The organism is Kitasatospora sp. NPDC088742 (assembly GCF_055584905.1).
The window spans coordinates 66,991-80,583 of sequence record NZ_JBVJLD010000011.1 but is presented as its reverse complement, the minus strand read 5'-3'; the positions used below and the strand labels follow the sequence as shown (position 1 = coordinate 80,583).

Annotated in this window: 15 protein-coding genes; 4 read left to right on the top strand and 11 right to left on the bottom strand. The window is 73.2% G+C overall.

All coding sequences use genetic code 11. From position 1 onward, the window contains the following. Positions 1-7: 7 nt before the first annotated feature. Genes hisF through hisD form a run of 8 tightly spaced genes read right to left on the bottom strand, consistent with a single transcriptional unit; the run spans position 8 to position 5,798 of the window. Positions 8-778 (bottom strand): imidazole glycerol phosphate synthase subunit HisF, encoded by a 771-nt coding sequence (gene hisF, locus ACZ6ZR_RS12080; protein ID WP_465641970.1) that lies wholly within the window; start codon positions 776-778, stop codon positions 8-10. Continuing rightward, complete coding sequence (locus ACZ6ZR_RS12075) at positions 775-1,206, bottom strand: RidA family protein (RefSeq protein WP_465641969.1); 432 nt, start codon at positions 1,204-1,206, stop codon at positions 775-777. The genes hisF and ACZ6ZR_RS12075 overlap by 4 nt, the downstream gene beginning before the upstream one ends. Next, positions 1,203-1,925 (bottom strand): bifunctional 1-(5-phosphoribosyl)-5-((5-phosphoribosylamino)methylideneamino)imidazole-4-carboxamide isomerase/phosphoribosylanthranilate isomerase PriA, encoded by a 723-nt coding sequence (gene priA, locus ACZ6ZR_RS12070; protein ID WP_465641968.1) that lies wholly within the window; start codon positions 1,923-1,925, stop codon positions 1,203-1,205. Before priA ends, ACZ6ZR_RS12075 begins: the two co-directional genes overlap by 4 nt. A 45-nt stretch (positions 1,926-1,970) precedes the next feature. Beyond that, positions 1,971-2,606, bottom strand: a complete 636-nt coding sequence (hisH, locus tag ACZ6ZR_RS12065) for an imidazole glycerol phosphate synthase subunit HisH (RefSeq protein WP_465641967.1) — start codon at positions 2,604-2,606, stop codon at positions 1,971-1,973. Between the two features lie 38 nt (positions 2,607-2,644). Next, positions 2,645-2,797: a hypothetical protein gene (locus ACZ6ZR_RS12060; protein WP_465641966.1), complete on the bottom strand. Its 153-nt coding sequence runs from the start codon at positions 2,795-2,797 to the stop codon at positions 2,645-2,647. Further along, on the bottom strand, positions 2,794-3,387 hold the full coding sequence (gene hisB / locus ACZ6ZR_RS12055; RefSeq protein ID WP_465641965.1) for an imidazoleglycerol-phosphate dehydratase HisB: 594 nt from the start codon (positions 3,385-3,387) through the stop codon (positions 2,794-2,796). The genes ACZ6ZR_RS12060 and hisB overlap by 4 nt, the downstream gene beginning before the upstream one ends. 6 nt (positions 3,388-3,393) lie before the next feature. Then, positions 3,394-4,494, bottom strand: a complete 1,101-nt coding sequence (locus ACZ6ZR_RS12050; protein ID WP_465641964.1) for a histidinol-phosphate transaminase — start codon at positions 4,492-4,494, stop codon at positions 3,394-3,396. Then, on the bottom strand, positions 4,491-5,798 hold the full coding sequence (hisD, locus tag ACZ6ZR_RS12045) for a histidinol dehydrogenase (RefSeq protein WP_465641963.1): 1,308 nt from the start codon (positions 5,796-5,798) through the stop codon (positions 4,491-4,493). The genes ACZ6ZR_RS12050 and hisD overlap by 4 nt, the downstream gene beginning before the upstream one ends. A gap of 95 nt (positions 5,799-5,893) precedes the next feature. Here hisD and ACZ6ZR_RS12040 point away from each other — a divergent pair, with 95 nt between their 5' ends. The 3 genes from ACZ6ZR_RS12040 (at position 5,894) to ybaK (ending at position 8,775) form a co-directional block, all read left to right on the top strand. Continuing rightward, positions 5,894-7,471: an oxidoreductase gene (locus ACZ6ZR_RS12040; RefSeq protein WP_465641962.1), complete on the top strand. Its 1,578-nt coding sequence runs from the start codon at positions 5,894-5,896 to the stop codon at positions 7,469-7,471. 69 nt (positions 7,472-7,540) lie between these two features. Then, positions 7,541-8,269 (top strand): LON peptidase substrate-binding domain-containing protein, encoded by a 729-nt coding sequence (locus tag ACZ6ZR_RS12035; protein ID WP_465641961.1) that lies wholly within the window; start codon positions 7,541-7,543, stop codon positions 8,267-8,269. Positions 8,270-8,283: 14 nt separating this feature from the next. Beyond that, positions 8,284-8,775: a Cys-tRNA(Pro) deacylase gene (gene ybaK / locus ACZ6ZR_RS12030; protein ID WP_465641960.1), complete on the top strand. Its 492-nt coding sequence runs from the start codon at positions 8,284-8,286 to the stop codon at positions 8,773-8,775. An 83-nt stretch (positions 8,776-8,858) separates the two neighbouring features. Here the strand turns inward: ybaK and ACZ6ZR_RS12025 are convergent, their stop codons facing one another. The 3 genes from ACZ6ZR_RS12025 to ACZ6ZR_RS12015 all read right to left on the bottom strand — a co-directional run bounded on the left by ACZ6ZR_RS12025 (position 8,859) and on the right by ACZ6ZR_RS12015 (position 11,594). Further along, complete coding sequence (locus tag ACZ6ZR_RS12025) at positions 8,859-9,695, bottom strand: hypothetical protein (protein WP_465641959.1); 837 nt, start codon at positions 9,693-9,695, stop codon at positions 8,859-8,861. Positions 9,696-9,799: 104 nt separating this feature from the next. After that, positions 9,800-10,522, bottom strand: coding sequence for an ABC transporter permease (locus tag ACZ6ZR_RS12020; protein ID WP_465642032.1), 723 nt, complete (start codon positions 10,520-10,522; stop codon positions 9,800-9,802). 178 nt (positions 10,523-10,700) lie between these two features. After that, positions 10,701-11,594, bottom strand: a complete 894-nt coding sequence (locus tag ACZ6ZR_RS12015; RefSeq protein WP_465642031.1) for an ABC transporter ATP-binding protein — start codon at positions 11,592-11,594, stop codon at positions 10,701-10,703. Between the two features lie 329 nt (positions 11,595-11,923). Between ACZ6ZR_RS12015 and ACZ6ZR_RS12010 the strand changes: the two genes are divergently transcribed. Next, positions 11,924-13,588: an SNIPE associated domain-containing protein gene (locus ACZ6ZR_RS12010; RefSeq protein WP_465641958.1), complete on the top strand. Its 1,665-nt coding sequence runs from the start codon at positions 11,924-11,926 to the stop codon at positions 13,586-13,588. Positions 13,589-13,593 lie beyond the last annotated feature (5 nt).

The following is a 13,593-nucleotide window of genomic DNA, read 5'->3' as shown; positions in this document are numbered from 1 at the left end:
GCTGCTCCTAGCGGACGGGGTGTCCGGTCTCCCGCAGGCTCTCCTTGACCTGACCGATGGTCAGGTCGCCGAAGTGGAAGACGCTGGCGGCCAGCACCGCGTCCGCGCCGGCGTCCACCGCGGGGCCGAAGTCGGCGAGCTTGCCGGCCCCGCCGGAGGCGATCACCGGGACGGAGACGGTCTTGCGGACGGCCCGGATCATCTCCAGGTCGTAGCCGTCCTTGGTGCCGTCGGCGTCCATCGAGTTGAGCAGGATCTCGCCCGCGCCCAGCTCGGCGGCCCGGCCGGCCCACTCGACCGCGTCCAGGCCGGTGCCCTGGCGGCCGCCGTGGGTGGTGACCTCGTAGCCGGAGGCGGTCTCGGTGCCCTCGGGGCAGCGGCGGGCGTCCACCGAGAGCACCAGCACCTGGCGGCCGAAGCGGGCGGCGATCTCCCGGATCAGCTCGGGGCGGGCGATGGCGGCGGTGTTGACGCCGACCTTGTCGGCCCCGGCGCGCAGCAGCCGGTCCACGTCCTCGACGGCGCGGACGCCGCCTCCGACGGTGAGCGGGATGAAGACCTGCTCGGCGGTGCGGCGCACCACGTCGTAGGTGGTCTCCCGGTCGCCGGAGGATGCGGTGATGTCGAGGAAGGTCAACTCGTCGGCGCCCTGGGCGTCGTAGAGCTTGGCCAGCTCGACCGGGTCGCCGGCGTCGCGCAGGTTCTGGAAGTTGACGCCCTTCACCACCCGGCCGGCGTCCACGTCCAGGCAGGGGATGACTCGTACGGCGAGGGTCACTGCTTCGTACCTTCCAGGGTTCCGGCAAGCCCGGTGCGATAGGCGTCGATCTCGATCTCGACCATCATCCGGGAGTCGATCAGGCCCTCCACCACCACCATGGTGGCGGCGGGCCGGGAGTCGGCGAACAGCGCGGCGTGCGCGCGGCCCACCTCCTCGGCGTCCCGGACGTGGGTGATGTACATCCGGGTGCGGATCACGTCGGCGACGGTCAGCCCGTAGGCGGTGAGCGCCTTGAGGCCGATCTCGAAGGCGGCCAGGGTCTGGTGGTACGGGTCGCCCTCGTGGGCGATCACGCCGTCGACCCAGGCCGTGGTGCCCGCCACGTGCACGTAGTCACCGGCGGCCACCGCGCGGGAGTAGCCGAACTCCCGCTCCCACGGGGAGGGCCCGGCCAGCCTGCCGCCGACCAGCCGATACTCCGTCATGAAACCGCCTCCAAGGCCTCGGCGAGGGTGAACTTGCCCTCGTAGAGTGCCTTGCCCACGATCGCCCCTTCGACACCCTGGCCGGTGAGTCCGGCGATGGCGCGCAGGTCCTCCAGCGAGGAGACGCCGCCGGAGGCGACCACCGGGCGGTCGGTGGCGGCGCAGACCTTGCGCAGCAGTTCGAGGTTGGGGCCGGTCAGGGTGCCGTCCCGGTCCACGTCGGTGACCACGTAGCGGGCGCAGCCCTCGGCGTCCAGGCGGGCCAGCGCCTCGAACAGGTCGCCGCCCTCGCTGGTCCAGCCGCGGCCGCGCAGGGTGGTGCCGATGACGTCCAGGCCGACCGCGATCCGGTCGCCGTGCTCGGCGATGGCCTTGGCCACCCACTCGGGCTTCTCCAGCACGGCGGTGCCGAGGTTGACCCGGCGGCAGCCGGTGGCCAGCGCGGCGGCCAGCGTCTCGTCGTCCCGGATGCCGCCGGAGAGCTCGACCTTGATGTCCAGCGCGCCGGAGACCTGGCGGACGATCTCCCGGTTGTCACCGGTGCCGAACGCGGCGTCCAGGTCCACCAGATGCAGCCACTCGGCCCCCGCCTCCTGCCAGGCCAGGGCGGCAGCGAGGGGCTCGCCGAAGGACTTCTCGGTGCCGGACGCGCCCTTGGTCAGACGGACGGCCAGGCCGTCGCGGATGTCGACGGCGGGCAGCAGTTCGAGGCGGCTCATCGGTGCAACATTCCTAAGGTGGAAGGGAGTTGTCGGAGGGAGTTGTCAGAGGGTGTTGACCCAGTTGGTCAGCAGCGCGGCACCCGCGTCGCCGGACTTCTCGGGGTGGAACTGGGTGGCCCAGAGCGGACCGTTCTCCACCGCGGCAACGAAGGGATGGCCGTGGGTGGTCCAACTGACCAGCGGAGCGGTGATGTTGGCGTTGGTGACCTGCAGCTCCCACTCGCGCACCCCGTAGGAGTGCACGAAGTAGAAGCGGGTCTCGGCGTCCAGGCCGGCGAACATCCGGCTGCCCTCGGGCACGTCCACCGTGTTCCAGCCCATGTGCGGGACGACCGGGGCGTCCAGCGGGCCGACCGTACCGGGCCACTCGTCGCAGCCGGCCGTCTCGACGCCGTGCTCGACGCCCCGCTCGAACAGGATCTGCATGCCGACGCAGATGCCCATCACCGGGCGGCCGCCGGCCAGCCGCCGGCCGATGATCTGCTCGCCGCGGACCGCCTTCAGCCCGCGCATGCAGGCCTCGAAGGCGCCGACGCCCGGCACCAGCAGACCGTCGGCGTCCATCGCGGTCTTGAAGTCGGAGGTCACGGTGACGTTCGCGCCGGTCCGCTCGACCGCGCGCTGGGCCGAGCGGAGGTTGCCCGAGCCGTAGTCGAAGACCACAACGTTCTTTGCCATCAGGGGAGTTCTCTCTCTAGCGGCTAACGGCGCGCGGCTCAGAGCCGCATCAGGCCGGCGGCGAGGCACATCACGGCGCCGAACGCTAGCACCGCGATCACGCCCTTGGACTGCTTCTGCTTCCAGAACGAGAAGACGCCACCGGTCAGGAAGAGGCCGACGATGATCAGCAGTGTTGCGGTCTTGCTCACAGCGCACCCTTGGTCGAGGGGAGGATGCCCGCCGCACGCGGGTCGCGCTCGGAGGCATAGCGGAGTGCCCGCGCCAGTGCCTTGAACTGGCATTCCACGATGTGGTGGGCGTTCCGACCGTACGGCACGTGTACGTGCAGGGCGATGGCGGCCTGCGCCACGAAGGACTCCAGGATGTGCCGGGTCATCGTGGTGTCGTAGCTGCCGATCATCGGCGCCATGTTCTCCGGCTCGGTGTGCACCAGGTACGGGCGGCCCGAGAGGTCCACGGTGACCTGGGCGAGCGACTCGTCCAGCGGCACGGTGCAGTTGCCGAAGCGGTAGATGCCGACCTTGTCGCCGAGCGCCTGCCGGAAGGCGGCGCCCAGCGCGAGGGCGGTGTCCTCGATGGTGTGGTGGGTGTCGATGTGCAGGTCGCCCTCGGTCTTCACGGTGAGGTCGAAGAGACCGTGGCGGCCGAGCTGGTCGAGCATGTGGTCGTAGAACCCGACGCCCGTGGAGATGTCGGTCTTGCCGGTGCCGTCCAGGTCGATCTCGACCAGGACGGAGGTCTCCTTGGTGGTGCGCTCGATGCGGCCGGTGCGGGACATGAGGGTTCAAAGCTCCTTGGTGGCGGTGCGGACGGCGTCGAGGAACGCGTCGTTCTCGGCCGGGGTGCCGGCCGTGACGCGCAACCAACCCGGGACACCGTTGTCGCGGACCAGCACGCCTTGGTCGAGGATGGCCTGCCACACCGCGTGGGTGTCGGCGAAGCGGCCGAACTGGATGAAGTTCGCGTCGGAGTCGGTGACGTCGAGGCCCAGCCCGCGCAGCGCGGTGACCAGCCGGTCCCGCTCGGCCTTCAGCCGCTCGACGTAGCCGAGCAGGGTGGCGGTGTGCTCCAGGCAGGCCAGCGCGGTGGCCTGGGTGACGGCGCTCAGGTGGTACGGCAGCCGGACCAGCTGCACCGCGTCCACCACGGCCGCGTCCGCCGCCAGGTAGCCGAGCCGCAGCCCGGCCGCGCCGAAGGCCTTGGACATGGTGCGGGTGACCACCAGGTTGGGGCGGCCCTCCAGCATCGGCAGCAGCGAGGCGCGGTGCGAGAACTCCACGTACGCCTCGTCCACGATCACCAGGCTGGGCCCGGCCGCCTGAGCGGCCTCGTAGAGCGCCAGCACGGTGTCGGCCGCGACGGCGGTGCCGGTCGGGTTGTTCGGCGAGCAGACGAAGACCACGTTGGGCTTCTGCTCGGCGATCGCCGCCTCGGCCGCCGCCAGGTCGATGGTGAAGTCCTCGTTGCGCGGCCCGGAGATCCACGTCGTGCCGGTGCCACGGGAGATGAGGGCGTGCATCGAGTACGAGGGCTCGAAGCCGAGCGCGCTGCGGCCGGGGCCGCCGAAGGTCTGGAGCAGCTGCTGGAGGATCTCGTTGGAGCCGTTGGCGGCCCAGACCTGATCCTTCGTCACCCGGTGGCCGGTGGTGTCGCTCAGGTAGGCGGCCAGGCCGGTGCGCAGCTCCACCGCGTCCCGGTCGGGGTAGCGGTTGAGGTTGCGCGCCGCCTCGGCCACCCGCTCGGCGATCCGGGCCACCAGGGGCTCGGGCAGCTGGTACGGGTTCTCGTTGGTGTTCAGCTGCACCGGCACGTCCAACTGCGGTGCGCCGTACGGGGACTGACCGCGCAGCTCGTCCCGGATCGGGAGGTCGTCGATGTTCGTCACGCTTCCGGCACCGTCCAGTCGAATCGAGCCTTGATGGCGTCACCGTGCCCCGGCAGGTCCTCGGCGGCGGAGAGGTTGACCACGTGCGCGGCGATGCCCGCCAGCGCGTCGCGGTCGTACTCGACGACCTGCACGCCGCGCAGGAAGGTCTGCACCGACAGGCCGGAGGAGTGGCAGGCACAACCCCCGGTCGGCAGCACGTGGTTGGAGCCGGCCGCGTAGTCGCCCAGCGAGACCGGGGTGTACCGGCCGAGGAAGATCGCGCCCGCGTTGCGGACCTTCGCCGCGACCGCGTGCGGGTCCCGGGTCTGGATCTCCAGGTGCTCGGAGGCGTAGGCATTCACCACGTCCAGGCCCTGCTCCAACGAGCCGACCAGGATGATGCCGGACTGCGGGCCGCCCAGCGCCTCGGCCACCCGCTCCGAGTGCTTGGTCCGCGCGACCTGCGTCTTGAGCTCGGCCTCGACCGCCTCGGCCAGCTCGGGCGAGTCGGTGACCAGCACCGAGCCCGAGGTCGGGCCGTGCTCGGCCTGGCTGATCAGGTCGGCGGCCACCTCGGCGGCGTCCGCGGTGTCGTCCGCGAGCACCATGATCTCGGTCGGGCCGGCCTCGGAGTCGATGCCGATCTTCCCGGCGAACAGCCGCTTGGCGGCGGCCACGTAGATGTTGCCCGGCCCGGTCACCACGTTGACCGGCTCGCACTCCTCGGTGCCCAGCGCGAACATCGCCACCGCCTGCGCCCCGCCGACCGAGTACACCTCGGTGACGCCGAGCAGCTGACAGGCCGCCAGGATGGTCGGGTGGACGCGGCCGCCGAAGGCCTTCTGCGGCGGCGAGGTGACGGCGATCCCCTGGACGCCGGCCGCCTGCGCGGGCACCACGCTCATCACCACGGAGGACGGGTAGACGGCCAGGCCGCCCGGGACGTACATGCCGACCCGGTCGACCGGGATCCAGCGGTGGGTGACGGTGCCGCCGGGCACCACCTGGGTGGTGTGCCCCTCGCGGCGCTGGTCGTCGTGCACGATCCGGGCGCGGCGGATCGACTCCTCCAGCGCGGCGCGCACCTTCGGGTCCAGCGTCTCCAGGGCCTCGGCCAGCTGCTCGGCGGGAACCCGGGTGGACTCCAGCCGGACGCCGTCGAAGCGCTCGGTGATCTCGATCAGCGCCGTGACACCACGATGGCGTACGTCCTCCGCAATGGGCCGCACCTTCTCCAGGGCGGCGTCCACGTCGAAGTCGGCACGGGGCAGCACGGTGCGCGGGTCTGCATGGGAGCCGCGCAGATCGATTCGAGAGATCACGTGCCCCAGTGTAGGGAGTGGCCGGAACAGGGGGTCTCTCATTTCAGTCCGTGATACGAAGGGCGAGACAGCTCAAGATCGTGGGGGAGACAGTGGTGGAGCGACCGCCGGACGACTGGACGGCCGTGGAGCGGGGGCTCTGGGAGGCCTTCCGGCACGGGGAGCTGTACGACCTGCGCTCCTGGCGCGAGGACGGCGACGACGACGTGCTCGGCCCCGCCGAGTGGCCGGAGAGCCGCCGCATCCGGGCCGAGGTGCTGGCCACCCTGCTGCTCGACGGACCACCCGCCGCCTCCGGCCGGGTCGCCTCGATCAAGCTCAGCGGCGCCTACGTCACCGGCCCGCTGCGGCTGGCCGGGGCCCGGATCGACCACTACGTCGAACTGCACGACTGCCGCTTCGAGAAGAAACTGCTGATCTCCGAGGCACAGGCGAACACACTCCGTCTGATCCGCTGTCTGATACCCCGACTGGAGGCCTCCCGGCTGGCCACCGAGGGCGACCTCCACCTGGCCCGCTGCACCTTCCCCCAGGGCATCCGGCTGACCGACGCCAAGATCGGCACCGACCTGCTGCTCAACCAGGCCACCATCGGCGGCGACAAGTTCGGCCGCGCACTGGCCGCCGACGGGCTGCACGTCCAACAGGACTGCGAGATCGAGCGGGCCTTCGTGCACGGCGAGGTGTCCCTGCGCACCGCCCGGATCGGCGGCCGGCTCTCACTGCGCGGCTCCCAGCTGCGCGCCGTGCCCGGCCGCTACTGCCTCAACCTGGCCCACATCTCGGTCGTCAACACCATGTACCTCGGCGGCTCCCTCGACGGCGGCTGGGCCGACTCCCACTCCATCTACGGCGACGGCTACGGCGCCCCCGTCCCCGTCGACTCCCCCTCCACCCCGCTGCGCTGCTACGGCGGGGTGCGGCTGGTGGACGGCCGGTTCGAGAACGCGCTGCTGATCACCCACGCCGAGTTCCACCTGACGGAGGGCCAGGAGCTCTCACTGCGCCGCATCCAGACCCCCGAGCTGCGCTTCACCTGCCACACCCCGCCCACCGGCAAGGTCTCGCTCTCCCGCGCCCGGATCGGCAACCTGGTCGACAACCCCGCCAGCTGGCCCCAGGACGGCCACGTCGGCCTCAACGGCTTCACCTACGAATCCCTCCGCCCCGACCGGCCGTTCAGCGTCGAGCAGCGGATCGCCTGGCTGGAGGGCGCCCTCGGCGAGTACCAGCCGGAGCCCTACGAGCAGCTCGCCGCGGCGCTGCGCCGGGACGGCCGCGACGAGGACGCCCGCGAGGTCCTCTACGCCAAGCACCGCCGCCGCCGCACCACCCTCCCCTTCCTCAGCCGCCTCTGGGGCCGCCTCCAGGACGCCACCGTCGGCTACGGTTACCGCCCCGGCCGGGCCGCCCTCTGGCTCACCCTCGCCTGGGCCCTCGGCGCCGCCTGGTTCGCCACCCACGAACCGGCCCCCCTCAAGGCCGACGAGAAGGCCACCTGGAACCCCTACCTCTACTCCCTCTCCAAGGTCATCCCCCTCATCAACCTCGCCCCCGACACCTGGAACCCCGACCGCACCGGCCAGTTCGTCGCCGCCGCCCTCGTCCTCTCCGGCTGGGTCCTCGCCACCACCGTGGTCGCGGGCGCGACGCGGATGCTCCAGCGGGGGTGACCAGGGGCGGCGGCCATCCTGACGGGTAATCGGAACGGGGGCGGGCGCGGCTGAACTACGCTGTGCGCCGTGACCGAACGCCTGCCGATCTTTCCGCTCAACACGGTGCTGTATCCCGGGTTGGTGCTGCCGCTGCACGTCTTCGAGGAGCGGTACCGGCGGCTGGTGGCCGATCTGGTGGCGCGGCCGGAGGAGGAGCCGCGGCGGTTCGGCGTGCTGGCGATCAAGGACGGGCGCGAGGTGGCGCCGGTGCGGGAGGCGGAGGGGCCGGCCGGGCCGCTGGACGGGCTGGGGACGGTCACCGGGGATCCTCTGGAGGCGCTGCACCACATCGGGTGCGTGGCGGACGTGGCCTCGGTGCAGGAGCAGCCGGACGGGCAGTACGAGCTGCTGGTGACCGGGACCACCCGGTTCTGGCTGCGCTCGGTGGATGTGACGGGCCCTTACCTGGTCGGCGAGATCGAGCCCATCGAGGAGAAGACGGGCGACGGCGCCGGGGCGCTGGCCTCCGGGGTGGAGCGGGCGTTCCGGGCGTACCAGCAGAAGCTGGCCGGGGCCAAGGAGGTCAGCCTGACCGGGCAGTCCGAGCTGCCGAACGACCCGCAGGTGCTCTCGTACCTGGTGGCGGCGGCGGCCGTGCTGACGACCCCGGTGAAGCAGGAGCTGCTGGCCTGCGCGGACACCGAGGAGCGGCTGACCAAGGAGCTGGAGCTGCTGCGGCGGGAGACGGCGGTGATCTCCTGGCTCCCTTCGGTCCCCGGGGTGGACCTGACCCGGCAGAGCTTCAGCCCGAACTGACGGAGGGTCGGGGCATGGCCAAGAAGTCGAAGCAGAGCGGTGGGACTCCGGCGACGGTGGCCCTGGAGGCGGCGGGCGTCGCGTTCACCGTGCACGCGTACCAGCACGACCCGGCGGCCGCCTCGTACGGCGGCGAGGCGGCGGAGCTGCTGGGGATCGAGGCCGGGCGGGTGTTCAAGACGCTGGTCGCGGAGGTGGACGGGAAGCTGACCGTCGGGGTGGTGCCGGTCTCCGGGCAGCTCGACCTCAAGGCGCTGGCCGGGGCGGTCGGCGGCAAGCGGGCGGCGATGGCCGACCCGACGGCGGCCGAGCGGAGCAGCGGCTACGTGCTGGGCGGGATCTCGCCGTTGGGGCAGCGGAAGGCGCTGCCGACGGTGGTGGACGCGAGTGCGCTGGAACACGTGACGGTGTACGTCTCGGCCGGGCGACGAGGCCTGGAGGTCGAACTGGCCCCGGCCGACCTGGTCGCCCTGACCCGGGCGGGCGTGGCCCGGATCGGTCGCTGAGGCGGAGCCGGCAGTCGGCAGTCGGTAGTCGGCAGTCGGCCGAGTGGGGCGCTTCGCGTGGGGCCGACCACCCTGAGGGTCCGTCAGCGGCCGGTTTCGGGGCCCGGAGCGGGCGGGGGCGGGGTGTCCGCCGGGGGCTGCGGCGGGGCCCACGGGTCGGCGGAGGGCTGGCCGCCGGGCTGCGGCTGGTCCTGAGGGGCACCCCACTGCGGCTGGTGGCCGCCCGCAGGGGTGCCGGGCTGGGGCCAGTTCGGGCCGGGCCAGTTGGGGCCGGCCCAGTAGGGGGACGGGTCGGGCTCGCGCTTGCCGAAGGCGGCGGAGAGGGCGAGCAGCACGATCATCGCGGCCATCGGCCAGACCAGCAGGGCGCCGTGCGCGCCCAGCTCCAGGGCGGCGCTGAACTGCATGCCCTGCCCGGCCTTCTTGGCGTTGGCGACCACGTCGGTGGAGGGGCCGAGCCGGATGCCGAGCTGCCAGGCGAGGACCGAGCCGCCCAGGCCGCCGGCCGCCAGGCCGGCCGCGACCGCGATGCCGCCGCCCCGACCACGCGTCAGGGCGAAGGCGACCAGGGCGCAGAGGACGCCCGCGCCGAGGCCCAGCAGGGCGAAGGTGCCGTCGGCACCGGCGCGCTGCTCGCCCTCCGGGTCCACGTACCGGATCGCGTCGCTGCCGGCGACCAGCATCACCCGGGGCGCGATCCAGAGCCAGAGCGCGCCCATGACCGCACCGAGCACCACACCGGCCGCCGTGACGACCGCGCCGATCCTCAGCTCCGGCCCGAGCGGGCGCCGTTCCCTGGCGGGGGCCGGCGGCGGCAGGTACGGGTCGGGCTGGGCGGGGTACGGCTGGGCGGGGTACGGCTGGTGGGGCTGGGACGGCGGCTCGGGCGCGGAATCCGCAGGGGTGTTCGGTACGGTCACCGGCCCATCGTTTCACGTCACGCCGACGGACGGACGCCCAACCCGGAGCCGGGACCTGTCCCTGGAGGACGGACGCCGGGACCCCGACCGGCCCCGACGGGGCGTCAGCGGGTGGCGGCCCGACGGTAGGCCCAGGTCGCGACCGCCAGCGAGGCCAGGCCCACCGCGCCGCACACCGTCAGGTCACGGAGCACCGCGGCCCAGTCCGGCTCGGCCGCGAAGCTGCGGGCGAAGGCCTCGACCCCGTACGTGGAGGGCAGCAGGTCGCGCAGCAGCAGGACCGGCCCGGGCAGTTGGTCCACCGGGAGGACGCCGAGCAGCAGCGCGGCCGACATGCCGAGCTGGCCCAGCAGGGTGGCCAGCTCCTGACGGGGCGCCAGCAGCCCGCAGGCCGCGCCGATCCCGGCCAGTGCCGCGCCCGCCAGCGGGACGACCGCCAGCAGCACCCACAGGTGCCCCATCGGCAGCGAGAACATCCAGGCCCCGACCCCGGCCGTGACCAGCGCGCCCGGCACGGTGAACGAGGCGTACGCCGCCGCCGCGCCCAGCACCACGGCGGCGGGCCGGACCGGCAGGGTGGCGTAGTGGTCCAGGCCGCCGGTGGCCCGCAGCTTGCCGAAGTACTGGGCCAGCAGGTTGAGCGCCACGAAGGCGACCACCAGCACGCTCGACCCGGCCACCACCGAACGGGCCGACTCGACCTCCTCGGGCCCGACCACCCCGCGCATCATCAGCAGGATGCCGAGCGACTGGAAGGTGGCCACGAACAGCAGCGGGATCCGCGCCACCTTGGCCCGGGCGAGCTGCGCCCGGTAGACCGCGGCCATCGAGGGCAGCAGCCGGGCGGCCGGCGCCAGCGGGGCCTCGGCCGGGGCGGACTTGGCCACCGTCAGGGGTACGTCGAGCACGGTCACCGGGGCTGCCCTCCGGGGCGGTGGTCACGGGTCGTCAGGTGGCCACGGGACGTGAGGCCGTCACGGGTCGTCAGGTGGTCGTGGGAGGGGTTCACCGGGCCAGCCCCTCGTTCCGGCCGCCGAGCTTGAGGTAGGCGTCCTCCAGGCTCGGGGTGGCCAGGGTGAAGTCGTCCAGGGCGGCGAAGGCGGGGCCGGTGGTGACGGCGGCGACCAGTTCGCGGGCCTCGTCGGGGGTGGTGCGGACGGTCCAGCGGCGGCCGGTGCGGACGGCCCGGGCGGCCAGTTCGGCGACGGCGGGCACCTCCATCGGGGCCTCGGTGCGCCAGACCAGGTCCAGCCGGACGTCGCCGTCCACCAGGGCCTTGAGGCCGCCGGGCGTGTCACAGGCGATGATCCGGCCCTCGTCCACCACCGCGACCCGGTCGAGCACGGTCTCGGCCTCGATCACGTTGTGGGTCACCAGCAGGACCGTGGTGCCGCGCTCGGCACGGCGGCGGTCCACCGCGGACCAGACCGCGCGGCGGGCCACCGGGTCCATCCCGCTGGTGGGTTCGTCCAGCACCAGCAGCGGACGCTCCCCCACCAGCACGGCGGCGAAGCAGGCCAGCCGCCGCTGACCGCCCGACAGCTTGGCCAGCGGGCGGGCCGCGATGGCCTCCAGGCCGAGCTCGGCCAGCACCTCGGCGGTCTCGCTCCGGGCCTCGGCCCGGCTCAGGCCGCGCAGCCGTCCGGTGGTCTCGGCGGCCAGGGCCACCGTCAGCTCGTCCAGCGCCGTGGACTCCTGGCCCAGGTAGCCGAGCAGCCGGGCGGCCCGGTCGGGGTGGCGGACGATGTCGTGGCCGAGGATCTCGATCGAGCCGCGGTCGGGGCGGAGCAGCCCGGTGAGCTGGCGCACCAGGGTGGACTTGCCGGCGCCGTTCGGGCCGAGCAGCCCGAACACCTCGCCGCGCCGGACATCGAGCGAGATCCCGTCGTTGGCCCGGATCTCGCCCGCCTTGCTGCGGTAGCTCTTGGCAAGGTCCCGGACGGTGCAGCACTGCCCGGCCGGGTGGCCGGGACCGCCGAGTGCGCCTTGCGGCGTGGGCCGTGGTGCCCGCCGGTCGGTGTCGCTCACGGACGAAGACTCTACGCGCTGCCCCGGACCAACCGGACAAGGGGCCCCATACGACTCCGTCAGGTCCGCCGGGGGGCCGTACCCGGACGACCGCCGAGCCGCCCGTATCGGCCTGATAACGAACGGTCCGCGCACGTCCGACCGGGTGTCGCCACGGTGCAGTCTTGGTACGCCGCATCGAAACGATCAAGGAGTTCGCGTTGTCCCTCCGGTTCAACCCGCCGCCCAGTTGGCCGCAGCCTCCGGCGGGCTGGCACCCGCCGGAGGGGTGGCAGCCGGACCCGTCCTGGCCCCCGCTTCCACCCGGCTGGGCGCTCTGGGTCCCGACCGCCGACCCGACCCTCGCCTTCCCCTCCCCCGCGACCACCGCCTGGCCCACCCCGGCCCCGGCCGCGTACCCGCAGCCGCAGCCCCCCGCGTGGCCGACCCCGACCGGGGCCGCGCCCGCCGCTCCCGCCACGCCCGCCACGGCCGGCGGAGACGCCAAGGGCCCGCTGTTCGGCCGGCGGCGCCGGCAGGCGGAGGGCGAGGTCGAGCGGCTCACCGGCGAGCTGGCCCGGGTCCAGGCCGAGGCGGCCGCGCTGCACCGGCAGCTGGCCGAGGTCCAGGGCCAGGACGCGGCCGGGCTGGTGCTGGCGACCGAGCGGCTGCGCGCCGCCTACGCCGAGGCCGACGAGGCCTTGGAGGCCAAGGCCGAGCTGGCCGCCGAGCAGACCGCGCGGGCGCTCGCCGACGGGCACCGGGAGTACGAGGAGCTGGCCCGCCGGACGGCCGCGGCCGAGGGGCAGGCGCTCCAGGCGGAGCAGCGGCTGGGGCAGCTGCACCAGGTCGTCGTGCGGACCGAGGACGCGGCCATGCTCCAGGAGGCCGGGATCTACGAGTACCGCCACCCGCTGGCCGACGCGGTGGCGTACAAGGCCGAGCTGGAGCGGTTGAAGGACCACGTCAAGGCGATGGCCAAGGGCGAGCGCGCGGTGCTCGCGGCCACCGGCTGGCAGGTGAACGGCTCGCTCGCCGAGGGCCAGAAGATGGTCCGGGACTTCTCCAAGCTGATGCTCCGCGCCTACAACGCCGAGGCGGACAGCGCGGTGCGTTCGATGCGCCCGCACCGGCTCGGCTCCATGACGGACCGTCTGGAGAAGACCCGGCAGACCATCGCCCGCCTGGGTGCCACGATGCAGATCCGGATCGGCGACGACTACCACCGCCTCCGGGTGCGCGAGCTGGAGCTGACGGCGGATCATCTGGTCAAGCAGGAGGAGGAGAAGGAGCAGCGCCGGGAGCTGCGCGAGCGCCAGCGCGAGGAGGAGCGCCTGCTCAAGGAGCTGGAGCGGGAGCGGTCCCGCCTGGACAAGGAGCGGCGCCACTACGAGAGCGCCCTCCAGCGGCTGCGCTCCGGCGGCTCCGCCGACCCGGCCGCGGTGGCCGAGCTGGAGGGGAAGCTGGCCGAGATCGAGGGCGAGTTCGCCGCGGTGGACGCCCGGGAGGCCAACGCCCGGGCCGGGTACGTCTACGTGATCTCCAACGTGGGCGCGTTCGGCGAACGCATGGTCAAGATCGGGATGACCAGGCGCCTCGACCCGATGGACCGGGTGAACGAACTGGGCGACGCCTCCGTGCCGTTCCGCTTCGACGTGCACGCGCTGATCTTCAGCGAGGACGCGGTCGGCCTGGAGCGGCAGCTGCACCAGGAGTTCGAGGACCGGCGGGTGAACCGGGTGAACCTGCGCCGCGAGTTCTTCTACGTCACGCCCGCCGAGGTCAGGACCGCCCTGGCGCGGTTCGCCGGGCAGCACCTGCTGGAGTTCCGGGAGGACCCGGAGGCACCCGAGTGGCAGGCCAGCCGGCGGGAGGAGACCGGCTGACCCGC

Excerpts from the sequence above, each read along its gene's own strand:
- ACZ6ZR_RS12075 (WP_465641969.1), bottom strand. The coding sequence starts at position 1,206 with ATGACGGAGTATCGGCTGGTCGGCGGCAGGCTGGCCGGGCCCTCCCCG.
- priA (WP_465641968.1), bottom strand. The coding sequence starts at position 1,925 with ATGAGCCGCCTCGAACTGCTGCCCGCCGTCGACATCCGCGACGGCCTG.
- hisH (WP_465641967.1), bottom strand. The coding sequence starts at position 2,606 with ATGGCAAAGAACGTTGTGGTCTTCGACTACGGCTCGGGCAACCTCCGC.
- hisB (WP_465641965.1), bottom strand. The coding sequence starts at position 3,387 with ATGTCCCGCACCGGCCGCATCGAGCGCACCACCAAGGAGACCTCCGTC.
- ybaK (WP_465641960.1), top strand. The coding sequence starts at position 8,284 with ATGGCCAAGAAGTCGAAGCAGAGCGGTGGGACTCCGGCGACGGTGGCC.
- ACZ6ZR_RS12020 (WP_465642032.1), bottom strand. The coding sequence starts at position 10,522 with ATGGCCGCGGTCTACCGGGCGCAGCTCGCCCGGGCCAAGGTGGCGCGG.